The sequence below is a fragment of the Actinokineospora bangkokensis genome (assembly GCF_001940455.1).
In the GTDB taxonomy this organism is placed as follows: domain Bacteria; phylum Actinomycetota; class Actinomycetes; order Mycobacteriales; family Pseudonocardiaceae; genus Actinokineospora; species Actinokineospora bangkokensis.
Genome location: NZ_MKQR01000016.1, coordinates 78,635 through 94,720 on the forward strand (window position 1 = coordinate 78,635; position 16,086 = coordinate 94,720).

Genomic DNA, 16,086 nt, shown 5'->3' on the forward strand with positions numbered 1-16,086 from the left:
GCGGGGGCCGGTGCGGCACCGGCCCCCGCGCGGGGTCACTTGAGGGCGAAGAACTCCACTTCGCAGATGGCGACGGTCGGCTGCTCCGAGCCGGTGTAGACGTCGAGCACCTCCATGGTGATCGAGGAGACCAGCGTGGTGTTCTTCAGCTCGATCGTCTGCTGGCGCGAGGTGTCCTGCGGCAGGACGTTCTCGGTGCGCCCGGTGTTGTAGGTGAGCTTGATGATCGACGGGCGGCCGTTGGCGGTGAACGCGTCGTCGGCGCCGGAGTACATGATGATGCTGCGGACGAGGTAGCTGTCGTCGAACCGGAAGGTGACCTTGGGCCGGGTCGCGCCCATCGTCGCCGACCAGTAGGTGTTGTTGTAGGTGTCCCACATCTTCTCGGGCTCGTGGTCGGGCAGCCCCGCCGCCGAGGTGACCGCGATGGGGCGCACGGGTTCCAGCCGCGGCGCGACCTTGCGGTAGAGCGCGACGGCGTTGTCGCGGACGGTGGCGCGCAGCGGCGGGTAGACCGCGAAGGCGACCGTGAGCAGGATCGCCAGCACCAGGGCGACCGCGCGGATCCGCCGGAACGACAGCGCGGTCAGCCAGGCGCGGTGCTCCCTGGTGCCCTTCTGCCCGGGGCGGGTGCCCGCCGCGTGGCGCTTGCGGCTGCGGAACAGCCTGCGCCACCACTTCTCCCGCACGACGCCCGCGTCGGCCAACCCCTCGCCGCAGCGGCTGCAGAAGTTGCGGGTGGGGGCGTTGCCCTCGCCGCAGACCGCGCACACCAGGTCGCCGGGTTCCAGCCGCCGGGTGGGCTTGGTGCGCACGACCGCCCGCGTCTTCTTGACCTGCTGCGCGGGCTTGACCTCCGGGGGCACCTCGTCGAGCCGGTTCTCCGCCTTGCCCGCGACGGGCGCGGCCAGGGCCGCCACCAGTTCCGGGTCAGGCCCGTCCACCACCGCCACGGCCGCGGGCTCCTCGACGGGCTTCGCGGCGGGCGGCGGAGGCGGGGTCTTCGCGCCCGGCGGTGGGGGCGGGGCCTTCGCGCCCGGCGGTGGGGGCGGTGTCTTGGCGCCCGGGGGCGGGGGCGGGGTCTTCGCACCGGGAGGGGGCGGGGGCGTCTTGGCCCCGGGTGGGGGCGGCGGGGCCTTCGCACCCGGGGGTGGCGGCGGGGTCTTGGCACCGGGCGGGGGCGGCGGCGCCTTCGCGCCCGGTGGCGGAGGTGGCGGTTTCGCCCCGGGCGGCGGGGGCGGCGGTTTGGCCCCGGGTGGGGGCGGGGGCGGCTTCGCGCCCGGCGGCGGGGGTGGGGGCGGCTTGGCGCCGGGGGGCGCGGGGGCCTCGGCGGCGGGCGGCGGAGGGGGCGGGGTGCTCTCCGACGCCCACGCCGCCACCGCCGTCGCGCCGCTGCCCGCGCGCGGTTCGACGTAGGTGCGGGACGGCAGCTTCGCGGCGATCCTCGCCCGCAGCCGCCGCCACCAGCTCCCGCGCTCCTCGGGCGGGGGCGGTGGTGGTTCCTCCACCACGACCACCACCTCCGGCGGCGGGGCCAGCTTCTCCCCGTTCCACTCCAGGAACCGGCCGCAGTCGCCGCAGAAGGCGGCCGCGACGTCGTTGTGGTTGCCGCACATGGTGCACACGATCACGCGATGACCTCCAGGCTGTGCAGGACGTGCACCGGCTTGGCGGCGCGGATGACCGCCTCCAGCGCGCCCTCGGACACCGCGCCGGGGTGGCTGGGGCGCACCTGCACGCGCACCCAGTGCTCGACGTCGGTGGGCGGGTCCGGCCGCGGCCGGGTCGAGACCGAGGTCCCGCCGCTCTCGGTGATGGCGACCTCGCCGTCGACCACCACCGCCAGGTGCCTGCGCAGCCCGGCCATGGTGCCGCGCATGCGGAACAGGTCGACCGCCTCGGACACCACCGCCCGCTGCGCCCGCAGCGGCCACTGCTCGTCGAGCAGGACGCCGAACCAGCCCGCCAGCCAGCGGACGAACCCCGGCGGGGCCAGCAGCGGGTCGACGTAGGCGCCGATGCAGTCGATCGGGTTGATCAGGCTGGCCAGCACGTCGTCGAAGGCCGCGGTGAACCGCTGGGCGAAGCGGTCCTCGGCGAACACGGCGGGCAGGTGGTCGATGAGCGGGTACGGCGAGGGCAGCGGGGCGGGCTCCGGCCGGGGCGCGAGCGCGGTCACGACCGCTCCACCCGCACCTGGTGGTCGAAGGAGAACGCCAGCCCGCCCGGGCCCACCGGCAGCCGGTCGACCTCGGCGCCGCGCTCGCCGGTGACCGGGTTCGCCCCGAAGATCCGCAGGTCCTCGACCACGTCCACGCCGCGCACGGACTGGAGCAGGGCGAACACCTCGCCGTGGCCGACCCGCCTGCCGAAGGGCCAGCCGGTGCCGTCCTCGCCGCCGGTGAGCGGGTTGAGGTAGGCGTAGAGGGCGCCCAGAGCGCGGGCGCGGACCTCCTCGGGGTCGAGCCGGGTGCGGGCGACGAGCCGGGCGACGACGGTGACGCCGCGGTAGCGGGGCGGTTCGACGAGCACCCGGGTGCCGACCAGGCGGACGTCGTCGAGGCGCTCGGCGATGCGCTCCAGGGTGCCCGCGGCGGGCACCAGGTCGGCGAACGGGATGCGGTGGTCGCGCTGGGCGGCGGCGGGCACGACCAGCACCTTGACCGCCCCGTGCGCCACGTCGTCCTCGCCCGCGGTGAGGCAGTGGATCCTGGCGACCTCGGGGGCGGCCTCGCGGGAGATGGCCTCGTAGTCCTCCGCGGTGACCGCGCGGCTGCGGGTGCGCAGCACGATCGGGCCGCGCGCCTTGGCCTCGGCCAGGGTCTCCCCGTCCACCCCGCCGTGCGCGGGCTGGAGGTTGGTCACCCCCGCCACGAACGGGATGGACGACTTGAGCGTGTCCACCGCGTGCCGGGCGACGTTGCCGAGCACGCCGCCGCCGCTGTAGTAGCGGCGCATCCGCAGCGGGGCGCCCGGCGGCGGCACCGCCCCGTACTGGCGCAGCGCCCGGTCCTCCAGCCGGACCGCCGGGCCCAGCTCGACCTCGCCCGCCACGCCGTCGAGGACGAAGTGCCGGTCGCCCGCCTCGCTGCCCGCGAAGTCGGCCACCCGCTGCCAGGTCTGCCACCCGTCGTCGGTGCCGACCTCCAGCACGGCCTCGTGCGCGCCCGCGAGCACCGGGGTGGCGGCGAGCCGGAACCGCTGCCCCGGCACGCCCTCGGACTCGCCCAGCTCCTCGAACTCGACGATCCGCGCGTGCACGGCGGTGGTGGTGGCGCCGACGGTGCCCGCGACGAGCCTGCGCACCCGGGGCGAGGCGCTGTAGGGCGGCTGGCCGGGCAGCGGCTCGACCACCCGCACCCGCAGCCACCCCGCGCGCTGCTCGTCGATGACGCTGGCCTCGTGGCCCGCGGGCAGGTGCACCACGGTGCGCCCCGGCCGGTTGAACCCGCCGGTCTCGTCGGTGGTGACCGCGCAGTCCGACCAGCCCTCCCCCGTCCAGGCCTCCCACACCAGCGGCGGGTGCTTGGGGTTGACGCCGACGCCCTCGGTCTCGCCGTCGAAGTCCAGCCGCACCGCGCACGCGGGCGCCGGGTCGGCCAGGCCGATGAGCAGCGCGTCGTCGACCTGCGGCGGCTCGCCGAAGGCGGAGAACGGCTCGCCCAGCTCGAAGGCGGTGGTCTGGTCCTCGCTGCTGACCCCGGAGCCGACGACCCGGCGCACGGCGACGACCTCGGTGGGCAGCACGGGCAGGTCGGCCAGGGTGGAGAACACCACCGACTCGTCGCCCTCGGTGCGGGTGGTGGCCACCTTCGTGCCGCCGCGGATGACCAGCGGGGCGCGGGCGGGGGTGGACAGCCAGAACGTCACCGGCACCCGCGCCGGGGTGGGCGGCAGCATGCGCACCCCCAGCAGCTCCAGGAACTTGACGTAGAGCCGGTCGGGGACGCGGTTGAGCCGGTAGCACAGCTGCTCGGCCATGAACGCGAACACCTCGACGAGGGTGACCCCGGGGTCGGAGACGTTGTGGTCGGTCCACTCCGGGCAGCGGCGCTGGATGTAGCGCTTGGCCTCGTCGACGAACTCCTGGAACCGCCGGTCGTCGAGCTCGGGGGCGGGCAGCACCATCAGTCGCTCCCTTCGTCGGGGATGGTGTAGAAGGGGTGGACCAGGTTGCGCGGGTCGTTCTCGCCCTTGACCACGTAGGCGATGTCGATGTGCAGCAGGTGGTCCTGGTCGGGTGAGGGGTAGACGGTGACGGAGCGGACCTCGGTGCGCGGTTCCCACAGGGTCAGCGCGTCGCGCACCTCCTGCTCGATGCGCGCGAACACCACCGCCGAGGCGCTCTCGTAGACGAAGTCGCGCAGCCGGGACCCGAACCGCGGCCGGAACGGCCGCTCCCCCGGGTAGGTCGACAGCACGAGGGTCATGGCCTGCTCCAGCTTGCGGGCGCCGCTGACCGCGGCGATGGTGCCGTTGGCGGTGACGCCCAGCGGGAACGCCCAGCCGCGGCCGACGAAGTCGTGCTCCACCGCGCACCTCCTGCCTGGTTCGCTCGGTTCTGCCGCGCCCGGGACCGGTGCGCGGCTACAGCGGGATGGGGATGCCGTTGACCAGCGGCACGCCGAGGATGTTGACCGCGGGTGCTTCCAGGGTGATCGCGGTCGCGGCGCGGATGAGCAGGTTCGCGCCGCCGTCGACCATCATCGTCCCGGTGGGCCCGGCGGCGATGTTGATGAACCCGTTGAGCGCGCTGATGTTGATGTTCGGCAGCGGCACGGTGGTGACCCCGAGCACGGGCGCGGCGCTGATGTTCACCCCGCAGTTGACCTGGTCGACGGTGACGCCGACCTCGCCGCGCTGCGAGCCCAGCCGCACCGCCGAGGCCAGCGGCGGCACCCCCAGCTCGACCCCCGCCGCCTCGGTGCCGCCCCCGGCGTCGACCCCCACGTCGATGCCGGTCTCGGCGGTGACCTGCTCCAGCGGCGCGGCGACCTCGCTGGCCGTCGGCGGTTGCAGCGGGGCGGGGATGTCGTAGAACACCAGGGAGTTGCCGGTGTTGGACACGATGCCGCGGTGGTGGATCTCGCTGACCATGCCCGGGGCGAGCGCCGCCCCGGAGGCGACCTCCACGCCCTCGTTGAGCGCGCTGGTGGCCACCTGCGACCCGACCGCGCCGCCGACGATGCCGCCCAGCGGCCCGGCGACGGCACCGCCGAGGGCGGCCCCGCCCAGCTGCCCGGCCAGCGCGGCGCCCCCGGAGGCCAGGCCGAGCAGACCGCCCGCGGCGATCGGGCCGGAGGTCGCGACGCTCCACCCGGTGTGGTCGTTCATCATCGCGCCGATGACGTAGGGCCTGCGCGGGTCGCCGAACTCGAAGGCCACCAGCACCTCGTCGCCCACCTCGGGCATGAACATCGCACCGCCGCGCGGGCCGGAGCAGAACTGGACGTTGGGCGCCCAGTCGGTGTCGAAGTCCGGGGCCAGCCACGGCAGGGTGACCTTGACCCGCCCCTTGGCCAGCGGGTCCGCCAGGTCGCTGACCACCCCGCACACCACGCCGTCGAGCACCGAGCGCGGGCCAGCCGAGCGGGTGCCGCCCTTGGTGAGGCCGGTGAACGTGCGGTCCTGCCTGCCGTGGACGTTGAACACCGTGCGGTAGCCGTGCTCGCTGTCGTCGAAGACGTGCCGGGCGCGCGAGACCCGCCAAGTGCCCGCGAACGGCGACGGCACGCCCACCACGGACAGCTCGGTGCCGGGCTGGATCGCGGGGTCGCCCTTGGCGGTGCCCTCGGCCTCGGCGACGGTGCCGCCGACGGTGGACCCGAGCGCGCCCGCGGTGAGCGGGCCGGTGGTGGCCATGTCGACCGCGGCGGCGACGGGGTGGTCGACCAGGACCCGGGCGGTGGGGCTCGGCGGCGGGCCGAGGTACCCCACCGGGGAGCCCAGCAGCCCGCCCGCGACGTCGCTGAGCCCGCCGGTGGCCTCCGACAGCGCCCGGCCCGCCTCGTCGCCCGCGAGGTCCAGACCGCGCCGCACACCACCGACGTCGAGTGACGTGGCGGCGTCCACGGCAGCGCTCAGCCCCCCGCTGAGCCCGGACAGCGCGCCGGGGGCGAACTGCCCGCCGAGCCCGGCGGCGCTGGGGTAGGGCCCCGAGGGCGTGCTGTTGTTCTGGGCGAAGGCCTGCCGCGCCATCGGGTCCCACACCCGCACCTCGACGTCCGGGGTGAGGTTGCCCGCGCTGATCCGCGGCCGGAACGACAGCAGCGCCTCCGGGAAGCTCACCCGGGCGCTCCTGGTCGACGACAGCACCGAGTTGGCCGCGCTGCGCACCATGCCCTCCAGGCCCCCGCCCGCCGACGACGCGGTGTTGAGCAGCGGGCGGAAGTGGAACTTGGCGTCGGTGACCTCCACCTTGTAGCCGATCTCCAGCGCCCGCGCGGTCAGGAACTCCCAGTCGGTCTGGTTGACCTGCGGCAGGTAGGCGTGGGTGGTGCTGGTGGGCACGACGGTGCCGATGGCCAGCCCCACCTCGGCGGCGAGCTGGCGGGCCACGTCGGCGTCGGTGACGTTGAGGAAGCTGCGGCTGCGCTTGGCCCGCTGCAACCGGTGCGCCGCGGTGTACCCGCGCACCACCGTCTTCACCGTCAGCCCGGCGATCAGCCCCTCGATCGCGGTGACCTCCCCGACGATCAGCGTGGCCGACGGGCCGGGCACCCCGGTGGTGCCGTCGGCCACCCCGGAGCTGACCGCCACGTCGGTGCCGATGCGGATGCCCGCCCTGGGCAGGGTGTCCCCGTCGACGTCGAGGAAGGTCAGCTCGAACATGCCGGGCAGGTTCACGTCGTTGTCCACCACCACCCGCAGCAGCCTGCTGTCCAGGGTGGGCGGCAGCGGCGTCCCGTCGAGGAACACCGTGGGCCGCACCGACGGTTCGGCGTTGGCGATCGGGTTGTCCGCGGAGATCACGTCGGCACCTCCTGGCCGAGCTCGGTGGGGGCGGGCAGGTGCAGCACGCGGCCGGGCCGCACGCGCAGCGGGTCGTCGATCCCGTTGGCCTCGGCCACCGCCCGCCACGCGGCGGGGGTGCCGTAGGCCTGCGTGGCCACCCGCACCACGTCCTCGCCCTGGGTCAGCACGTGCTTGCCGCGACCGGGGATGCCCCCGGAGGACGGGTTGGTGCCGGGCAGCTCGGCCTGGTGCACCTGCAACGTCATGTTGACCTTGGCCATCACCGGGATGCCGGTCCAGTCGAAGCGCTGGTAGTCCACCGAGACGGCGGTGAGCTGGACCTTGGTGCCGTTGCCCAGCGGCCCGCCCACGCCCCACATGAACAGCAGCACCGGCAGCTGGTAGGACTTGCTCGACGTGCTGCCGGGGCTGGGCACGAACGTGGGCGGCTCGTCGACGGCGGTGATGCCGTTGCGGCCCGCGCTGAACCGGTTGAACTGCCCGGTGACGAGGTCGCTGACCTGGCGGCCGGCGTCGCGGACGGTGTCCATGGCCCGGCCGGGGTTGCGCAGCGCGTTCTGCACCTCGTGCAGCGCCCGCCCCACGCGGTTGGCCAGCCCGATCGTGGGCCGCGGCTGGCACCAGTCGAGCAGCTGGTCGACCGCGGCCTGGGTCACCACGGCGCCGGTGAGCCGGGCGCCGTTGAGGGTGATGGTGACCGGGCTGGTCTCCTTGGCCGACATCGACAGCGAGTCGCCCACGGTGGTGCCGCTGCCCTGGTTCTTCGCCGTGCGCGAGACCTGCACCTGCTCGGGGTTGAAGCTGAACTGCACCGGCACCCCGATGCCCTCGGGGATGAGCATGGCCTTGGCGTTGCCGTTGAGCAGCTGGCCCGCGCGCAGCAGCTCGCCGGTGAACCGGGAGAAGTCCATCACAGGAACCCCTCGTGCACCAGCTCCAGCCGCTCGATGGCGACCCGGCTCTCCTTGGCGCTGAGCTGCGGGCCGGTCCACCCGGAGGGGAACGGGTTGCGCAGCGTCCACGAGCACACCTCGGCCCACCGCGCGTCGAGCAGGGTGATGGTGGCCGTGGTGCCGCCGGTGACGATGCTGAGCAGCTCCGGCATGACCCCGGGCTGGCTCCAGGGGGAGAACCGCTCGGCCAGCCACGACCGCAGCACCGGCGAGGACGTCGCGTCCACCGCCCGCTCCAGCTTGACCACCTCGTAGTCCACGTCGGCGAACAGGATGCGCTTGTGGCTGTAGTCGCCGGGGTCGTAGATGCGCTCGACCTTGGCCTTGATGTCCAGGCCCTTGCACGAGGACCAGGCGCCGAGGTCGAGCCCGTCGATCTGCACGTGGAACCGCATGGCCAGGCCGTGCGCGCCGGTGCCGGGTGGGGTCACTGCCATCTCCTCCGCTACGGGCCGTACTGCGATCCGGGGGCCAGGAACCCGGAGTAGACGACCTCCAGGGTCTCCACGGCCACCTTGGACGCGGCGGCGTCGAACTCGCTGATCTGCCAGGCGATCGGGAACATCTCGCGCAGCGTCCAGGTGAGCACCTGCTCGCCGGAGGAGGTGAGCATGGCGATCGCCCCCTCCTCCGGGGTGCCCCCGGAGGCCTTGACCTCCTCCAGCCACGCCTTCACCGCCGCGGTGGCGGTGCGGTCGGCGGCCCGGCTCAGCTTGAGCTTGTCGAACTTGGGCACCCCGGCGTACTTGGTGTACTGGTCGGAGTCGCCGACCCAGTGCTCGGCCAGGTCCCAGCGCACCGACAGGCCGGACACCTTGGACCAGGCGCCCAGGTCGCGCGACCCGGCCGACACCACGAACCGGTGCGCCATGGCCAGGTCCAGCGGCGCGGCCTGCGGACGGGGCAGGGGTGGGCTCATCGCGGGTTCCTCCTTCCCGTGCTCGGTCGTCCCCAGTGCTCAGTCATCCCCGGTAACCGGTCATCCCCAGTCAGACAGCGACCCGGACCGCTCGCGCTCGACGAGCAGGTCGAACCGCAACCGGCACAGCAGCTCCTGGTAGAGCCGGTTCCCCAGCTCCTCCACCGACCCGGAGTCGTCGAGGTCCACCCACCGCCGCGGCGGGCGCTCCCCCACGACCCGCACGACCTCGTCCACCGACAGCGGCTCGGGCCGGTCCTCGGGCTCGTCGTCGTCCTCGTCCTCCACAGCGGAGGAGCTGTCCTCCTCCTGCTCCCTGGCCAGTTGCAGCAGCAGCTCCACCCCGTCCGGGGCCTCGGACCGCTCCCGCACGACGATGCTGCCGGGCTGCGGCTCTGCTGCCCTGGGGGCGAGCTGCACCTCGGGGTGGCGCACCGGGTTGGCGGGCGGCGCCCACGGCAGCTCAGCGGCCGGTCCGTCCCCGGCGAACCACTGCTCGACGGCGACGGCCTCGGCCTCCAGCACCCGCCCCTCGGGGGTGTCGGGAGCAGGGAGCGCGCCACCGAGCAGGCGCTGCTGCACGGCGTGGGTGAGTTCGTGGGCCAGCACGGGAGCGGCCATCGCGCCGTCGAGGACGCCCAGGGAGTCGGGCAGGTGGACCACCCCGGCCGCGGTGAACCCCCGCGCGTCGAACCGCTGCGCCAACCCGGTTGCCACCGCGCCCCGCCGGACCTGCACGTCGGACACGTCTACGCCGAGCACACGGCGGAGCGGGGCGGTGATCGTGGTGGGGGCGGTGGAGGTGATGGTGGTGGTGGTGGCGTTCATGGGCCGGGCTGGCACTGCGGGGGCTTGTCGTCCCGGCTCTTGCTGAACGGCTTGGAGCGTTGGAGTGCGTCCTGATTGGACCGGAAGCCGCGCGACCCCTGCCGGTGGCGGTTCGATGCTGGTAGTGGCGTCCGGTGCGATTGACGCGGCAGGAACGCTGTCGGCGCCCCGGGTCGTCCCCAGCGGATCGGGCTGTGCTTCAGGGGGCGGCTCAAATTCAGGCTCGACCGGTTCACCAGGCACGAAGACCGCCCCCAGCGGCTCACCCTCCGCTCGCCCGCTAGGCACTTCACGCTCGACCCGGACGTCCGGCTCCTGGAGCGAAGTCGACTCCCGGCGGGCGGGCGCATCCACCAACTCCGGTGCCACGCCCTCGGCCACCCGCGGCAGATTTGCCTGCGCGCCCTGCGTCACGGGAGCCTCGGCAACCAGCCCACCCGACGCACGCTCAACGGCGGTGACCGCCTCTCGACGGCTCGGCGCAGCGGGTTCGGCGTGCACGAGCAGGGCATCCGCGCGGACACGCACCGCGGAGGGCTCGACAGCCGTTACCGTCTCCACGGCATCGTCGCGATCCCGTACCCCGGAGACCTCGCCAACTGCCCCCGGTGAAGCCTGGGCAACCGTGCGGACAGGCGCCGAAACGATGTCCGCGGCCGGCCTGTCATCCGAGCCAGCCTGCGTCGCCTGATCAGCAACGTGTACCGAAGCCTCAGCCACGACAACGGGCGCACTCGGCACCTCGCCCGGTGCCACGTCCTCCACCGACGCGGCCTCACTGGGCGCCGACTGCTCCGGCCGCTCGATCAGCGCAGGCCGCTCGGCTTCCTCCGCAGCAGCGGGCGAAACCACCACCGACGCGGTCGACTCGACGGGGTCCCGCACCAGGACAGCCTCAACCCGAGGTCCCTCCACAGCCTCATCCGCTGCCGCCCCAGGCTCAGCAGCCGCACTCTCTCCGACAACAGCCACACCCCTGGGTGCGTCCACCCCTGGTGCAACTGCCACGTCTCCGGGCGAGTCCACCCCTAGGAAAGTCGTGGTCTCCCCAATCGCCGCCACCTCCGGCACAGCTGCGGTCTCCTCCTCAGCGGCCATCCCGGGTCTATCGACGACACGCCCAACCAAGGACACGTCAGGACCCACAGCGGCATCCTGAACCGGCACCACACCAGTCACGGCCGGGACGTCCTCGCCCGGCACTACTTCACGGGCAGCCGAAAGCCCCACGGTCGACGGCGGCTCAACCTCAGCCGTCACAACCTCCGCCGACGCCACCCCAGGCGAAGCCGTGGCACCATCAGGACCCGGCACTCCGGGATCGGCCGTCACACCCTCCACCGCAGGCGGAGTCGCAGGACCCCGCAGCGACGGCGCCGCAAGCCCGTCCGGCACAGGTTCAGACGAAACCGTGGAACGCGGCAGCACCGGCGTCCCGATCCCGGTCTCGACCCGTTCCACCGCAGGAGAAGCCGCAGCCCCCTGCGGCAGCGGCGGCCGAGGCGCGTTCTCCAGCGGTTCCACCGACGCCACGTCAGGCCCAGTCGCCACCCCCGGAGGCGTCGGCGCACCAATCCCGGCAGCCGTTCTTTCCACAGATGCCGTCGCAGCCGGGGGTGCCACATCCCCGGGTGGTACCGTCCCGCGCCCAGAAGCCACGCCCTCCATCGGAGCGGGTTCAATCTGCGGCCCGACAAGCTCGACAGGTTGGCCCACAGGCGATACCGCCTGAGCCGCGACGACCACATCATCCGTGGCCACCACCCTGAACTCAGCCGCACCTTCATGGGACGACACCCGAAGCGCAGCCGCAGGACTCTCCGAGGGTGCAGCTCCACGCGCAGCAGGCATGTCCTCGTCCGACACCACGGAGGTCGCCACCCGAGCGTCCCTCGCCAACTCGGTGGAGCGCGTCGCTGGCTCAGACTCGACCGCCGCGTCCACGGACACCGAAGATTCAGCTACCCGGCCATCGTCCGGCGCACCGCTGGACGGCGCCGGAGCGATCACCCCAACCGCACCGCGCCCAGCCGCATTCGCTTCGTCCTGCGGTGACTCAGGCCTCTGCGCCTCAGCGACGTTCACCGCTCCGGTCTGCGCCACATCCTCGGGCTCGACGACCCGCGACACCTCGGGCCGCGTGACCGCCTCTGCCACCGGTACAGGGGCCTCAGCAGCAGAAGGCACCCCGACTTCCCCTGCCGCATCATCCTCGGCCAAGTCGGGCTCAGCAGCACTCGGCTCACCGAACTCAGCCGCCTGCTCACGCTCCCCCGGCTCATCGCCCGGCACCGGTTCGACCGTCCGCGCACCCGTGATCGGCCGATCCACCAACACCCCACCGCTGGCCTCGACATCCTCCACCCGTGTCGACGCGGCCACCGCGCCCTCGCCGGACGCCTCAGCCGCAGGCAGCACACTGTCTCCCGCCGACACAGCCCCATCCGCCAGGACAGCCCTAGGCGTCACAACCTCACCCGACGACACGTCAGCCTCACCCACGGAAGCAGCCGCACGCGCTACGACCGCTGGCACAGCCTCAGGCGCAGCACCCCGGCTCTCTGGCACTACCGCGGGCACGACAGCCTGATCGACCAGGGAAGGCACGGCGTCGTTGGCCGGCGCGGGCCCGAAAACCGGGTCCTCCCCTGCCGGAGCAGGCTCGGCGATCCCAGCTCCGGCCGCAGGCGCCCGGTCCACCAAAACGGGGGCAGGCACGGCAGCAGAACCGGGAACAGTCCCATCCGCCGAGCCAGGCTCAGGCACCTGCGCCACAGCCTCGCTCACCCGAGCGGCTTCGGGCACCCCCATCGCACCCACCTGCGCCGAAGCCGAAACCCCTTCTACCACCGCAGCCGCCTGGGGCCTCTCGTCCTGCTCCCCCTCAGCAACCCCGGCGTCACCCGTCGGAGCCACCTCAGCCGCACCGCTGGGCGGCGGCGCGTCGCTCACCCGAGCAGGTTCCGCACTGTCCTGTCGAGATGGTTCAGCCGGGGTGGCGCGCAGTCCACGCCTGCGGCTCTCCGCCAGGCTCGCCCGCCGCGGGACCGGTGGTGCCTGCGGCACGTCGGCCACGGGCGCCGGCGCGGCCGGCGGCACCGGCGGCACCGGCGGCGCGGGGGCCGGGTCCGGTCGGGTGCCCGGTTCCCGCATCGAGTCCATCATGCGGTCCTTCTCCAGGTAGGCCTGGTGCAGGAACGCGGGCGCCCGCCACGGGACGGCGGCGACCCGGGGTTCGGCCACGAACTCCTCGGTCGCCTCGGTCAGCCCCGCGAGCCGCGCCGGGACGGCCGCCCGCGTCGTCGGGAGGCGGCGGGGGCGGTGCGGCAGCTCGACGGGCTCGGGCGCGGCGGCCTCGACCGGGGGTTCGGGCAGGGTCGGCACGACCTGCACGAGACCGCCTACCCGGCCGGGCGACCCGGCGGTCACCAGCTGCGGCGCCCCGCCGAGGTCCCGGCCCACCGCCGTGATCGCCGTGTCCAGGTCGACGACCGGGTGCAGCGGCGGCGTGGTGCGCAGCGGCGGCAACCGGAGCCAGGCCGCGCGACGCCGACCCTCGCCCCCCTCCCCCGCCGCGGGTCCGGCGTGGACAGTTGACCCGTCCTGGTCGACGGTGTCCGCCCGCGGGCCGGGGGGAGCGGGCTCGGGCGGCGCGGCGGGCGCGGGTGGGGCGCTGCGGCGGCGGAAGGGCCAGCGGGGCACGGGTCAGGCCTCCCAACCTTCTCGCGCGGACATGCGGGTGTGGATCGCACCGATCTCCTCGATGACGCGGGCCCGGGTGGGGTGGTCGAGTTCGAGGATGGAGTCGAAGGACCAGTGCAGGTAGTAGGCGATGAACACGACCTCGGCCCACAGGCGGTCGGTCGGGTCGGCGGTGGTCACGGGGTGCCCGCCACGTCCACCAGGAACTCGTGGCCGCAGCCGGGGCAGCTGACCTCGGCCTCGGTGTGGCCCTGCTGGTTGACCCGGCGGTAGAGGTCCTGGAGGAAGGCCAGGTCGGAGGCGAACAGGTGCTCGACGACGAACCGGTCCACCGAGGCCAGGGTGCCCAGCCGCACCAGGGTGCGCATGAGCAGGAAGATCGACAGGTAGGCGGCGTTCTGCCGGACCATGGGCTCGGAGTGCGCGGTGAGCTCATCCTTGGCCGTGGCCAGGCGCAGGACCCCGGCCCGGTGGACCCGGCCCTGCTCGTCGACGTAGCCGCGGGGCAGGGTGAAGGGGTACTCGGTGCGCAGCCCCGCGGTCGGCGCACCGGGCTCCGCCACGGCCGTCACGCCGGGCCGCCGCCGGACTTGAGGTCGATCTGCTCGCAGGTCAGGGTGACCGTGGCGATCACGGCCTCGCTGCCGCCCGCCTTGAGCCCGCCGATCTCCAGCTTCGACGGCCAGGCGTTGGTCAGCCGGTAGACCTGCTTGTTGACCCCGACGGTGTCCTGGAGCAGCAGCGAGCAGCCGCGCCGGGCGCTGGGCTGGCCCGCGAGCACCTCCTGGTGCCAGGTCCACAGCGCGTAGTCCTGGTCGACGCCGCGCTTGAGCACGACGGTGGCGGGCTTGGTCTTGCCGAACTGCTTGCTCATGGTGACGCCGAGGGTGCCGCTGCTCATGTACTCCGAGACCTCCACCTCGGAGGTGATGCCGGTCATCTCGGAGAAGGTGATCTCGCCGCCGCCGAGGTCGAACTGCACGACGAAGCGGGCGGCGTTGACGAGGCTGTCGGTGTTGGTGCTGGCGTTGGACGTGCGGCCGAAGGGCGGGGTCATGGCTCACTCCAGGGGTGTCGGGTCCGGCGGTGGGGCGGGGCGGCTGGCTCACTCCTCCAGCGCGGCGCCCTGGGGCAGCTGGGAGATGCGGAAGACGACGAACTCGGCGGGCTTGACCGGCGCCACCCCGATCTCGATGATCAGGTTGCCCGCGTCCCGGCTCTCCGGCGGGTTGTTCTCGGCGTCGCACTTGACGAAGTAGGCCTCCGCCGCCGAGCGGCCGACGAGCGCGCCGCTGCGCCACACCCGCTGCAGGAACGCGCCGACGACGCGCTGCACGCTCTCCCACAGGTACTCGTCGTTGGGCTCGAACACCACCCAGTTCGTGCCGTTGAGGATGGACTCCTCGATGAAGTTGAACAGCCTGCGCACGTTGACGTAGCGCCACTCCGGGTCGCTGGAGAGGGTGCGCGCGCCCCACACCCGGATGCCCTGGCCGGGGAAGGCGCGCAGGCAGTTGACCCCGAGCGGGTTGAGCAGCTCCTGCTCCGAGCGGCTGATCACCGTCTGCAGGGCGACGACGCCGCGGATGACCTCGTTGGCGGGGGCCTTGTGCACCCCGCGCGTCTCGTCGCTGCGCGCCCACACCCCGGCCAGGTGGCCGCTGGGCGGCAGGCTCACCCGGTTGCCGGTGATCGGGTCCATCGCCTGCACCCACGGCCAGTACAGGGCGGCGTACTTGCTGTCGTAGCCCGCGAACTCGGTGCGCCAGTCGCGGACCTGCTGGGAGTTGAGCCCGGGCGGCGGGTCCAGGATGGCGACCCGGTCCGACATCAGCTCGCAGTGGGCCATCAGCGCCTGCTGCACGGCCTTGACGCCCTCGGCGTCGAGCAGGCCGCGCTGGTAGGCCGACATCAGGTCGGGGACGGCGACCATGGTGATCTCGTCGATGGCCTCGAACCCGCCCAGGCCGGTGCGCTCCACCGGGTCCCCGACGTACTCGGCGGGGCTGAGCGAGCGGGGCGCGGGGGCGCTGCCCGCGAGCGCGGTGGTGGTGTCCTTGCGCGGGGCCAGGGCGGCGGACTTGGTGTCCTCCAGCTCGACGAGCTTGGACTGGCGGGCCAGGACGGTGGCGACGTTGGCGGGGCCGCGCTTGGTGGTGAGGTTGTCGAAGGACTCCTCGACCTTGCCGTCGCGCAGCACGTCGAGGCGGAAGGCGTCCTCGCCGGGCTGGCCCGCCTCGGCGACCACGACGCTGAGCTCACCGGGCCCGGCCGAGGGCAGGGCGCGCACGGCGAAGGCGGCGCGCTTGTCGTCGGCCGCGGCGGGGACGGTGGCGCGCAGGTCGCGGCGGCCGTCGCCCGCGGCCTCGGTGTCGGGCAGGCGCAGCACGTAGGCGGCGCCACCGCCGTTGAGGAAGAACCCGTAGACCGAGTGCGGCAGGTAGGCGCCCTCGGTGAACCCGCCGAACACCCGGGTGAAGTGGGTCCAGTTGGTGATCAGGGTCGGCTCGGACACCGGCCCCCTCTCGGCGAAGCCGACGAAACCCGCCACGGCGGTGCCGACGCCCTCGATGGGCCGGGAGCCGGACGACACCTCCTCGACGTAGACGCCGGGGGCGAGGTAGTTGGGCATCGGGTGTCCCCTTCCGGTGCAGGGCGGCGTGACCTCGACCAGGCTGGCACCCCGCGGCGGCCGGGCGGGGTGTCGCC

The 16,086-nt window shown here is 73.7% G+C and carries 13 protein-coding genes; all 13 read right to left on the reverse strand.

The genetic code is table 11. The annotated features are described in order from the left end of the window. Positions 1 to 35: 35 nt before the first annotated feature. Complete coding sequence (locus BJP25_RS35030) at positions 36 to 1,631, reverse strand: NADase-type glycan-binding domain-containing protein (RefSeq protein WP_198943499.1); 1,596 nt, start codon at positions 1,629 to 1,631, stop codon at positions 36 to 38. Continuing rightward, positions 1,628 to 2,179 (reverse strand): phage tail protein, encoded by a 552-nt coding sequence (locus tag BJP25_RS14960; RefSeq protein ID WP_084794026.1) that lies wholly within the window; start codon positions 2,177 to 2,179, stop codon positions 1,628 to 1,630. The genes BJP25_RS35030 and BJP25_RS14960 overlap by 4 nt, the downstream gene beginning before the upstream one ends. Next, positions 2,176 to 4,128 (reverse strand): putative baseplate assembly protein, encoded by a 1,953-nt coding sequence (locus BJP25_RS14965; RefSeq protein ID WP_075975534.1) that lies wholly within the window; start codon positions 4,126 to 4,128, stop codon positions 2,176 to 2,178. Before BJP25_RS14965 ends, BJP25_RS14960 begins: the two co-directional genes overlap by 4 nt. Continuing rightward, positions 4,128 to 4,532: a GPW/gp25 family protein gene (locus tag BJP25_RS14970; RefSeq protein ID WP_075975535.1), complete on the reverse strand. Its 405-nt coding sequence runs from the start codon at positions 4,530 to 4,532 to the stop codon at positions 4,128 to 4,130. The genes BJP25_RS14965 and BJP25_RS14970 overlap by 1 nt, the downstream gene beginning before the upstream one ends. 55 nt (positions 4,533 to 4,587) lie before the next feature. Further along, on the reverse strand, positions 4,588 to 6,972 hold the full coding sequence (locus tag BJP25_RS34175; protein WP_075975536.1) for a phage baseplate assembly protein V: 2,385 nt from the start codon (positions 6,970 to 6,972) through the stop codon (positions 4,588 to 4,590). Continuing rightward, positions 6,969 to 7,886, reverse strand: coding sequence for a LysM peptidoglycan-binding domain-containing protein (locus tag BJP25_RS14980; RefSeq protein WP_075975537.1), 918 nt, complete (start codon positions 7,884 to 7,886; stop codon positions 6,969 to 6,971). The genes BJP25_RS34175 and BJP25_RS14980 overlap by 4 nt, the downstream gene beginning before the upstream one ends. Continuing rightward, entirely contained in the window at positions 7,886 to 8,359 is a 474-nt protein-coding gene (locus BJP25_RS14985; RefSeq protein ID WP_075975538.1) for a phage tail protein, read from the reverse strand. The genes BJP25_RS14980 and BJP25_RS14985 overlap by 1 nt, the downstream gene beginning before the upstream one ends. A 14-nt stretch (positions 8,360 to 8,373) precedes the next feature. Then, on the reverse strand, positions 8,374 to 8,847 hold the full coding sequence (locus tag BJP25_RS14990; protein ID WP_075975539.1) for a phage tail protein: 474 nt from the start codon (positions 8,845 to 8,847) through the stop codon (positions 8,374 to 8,376). A gap of 60 nt (positions 8,848 to 8,907) precedes the next feature. Then, positions 8,908 to 10,560: an eCIS core domain-containing protein gene (locus BJP25_RS34180; RefSeq protein WP_158075653.1), complete on the reverse strand. Its 1,653-nt coding sequence runs from the start codon at positions 10,558 to 10,560 to the stop codon at positions 8,908 to 8,910. A gap of 2,820 nt (positions 10,561 to 13,380) precedes the next feature. After that, complete coding sequence (locus BJP25_RS33425) at positions 13,381 to 13,557, reverse strand: DUF6760 family protein (protein WP_198943500.1); 177 nt, start codon at positions 13,555 to 13,557, stop codon at positions 13,381 to 13,383. Then, positions 13,554 to 13,940, reverse strand: a complete 387-nt coding sequence (locus BJP25_RS15010; RefSeq protein ID WP_233158089.1) for a phage tail assembly protein — start codon at positions 13,938 to 13,940, stop codon at positions 13,554 to 13,556. Before BJP25_RS15010 ends, BJP25_RS33425 begins: the two co-directional genes overlap by 4 nt. 5 nt (positions 13,941 to 13,945) lie before the next feature. After that, positions 13,946 to 14,434, reverse strand: coding sequence for a phage tail protein (locus BJP25_RS15015; RefSeq protein ID WP_075975544.1), 489 nt, complete (start codon positions 14,432 to 14,434; stop codon positions 13,946 to 13,948). 48 nt (positions 14,435 to 14,482) lie between these two features. Continuing rightward, a complete protein-coding gene (locus BJP25_RS15020) occupies positions 14,483 to 16,009 on the reverse strand; it encodes a phage tail sheath family protein (protein WP_075975545.1) in 1,527 nt (508 codons plus the stop codon). Between the last annotated feature and the right edge of the window lie 77 nt (positions 16,010 to 16,086).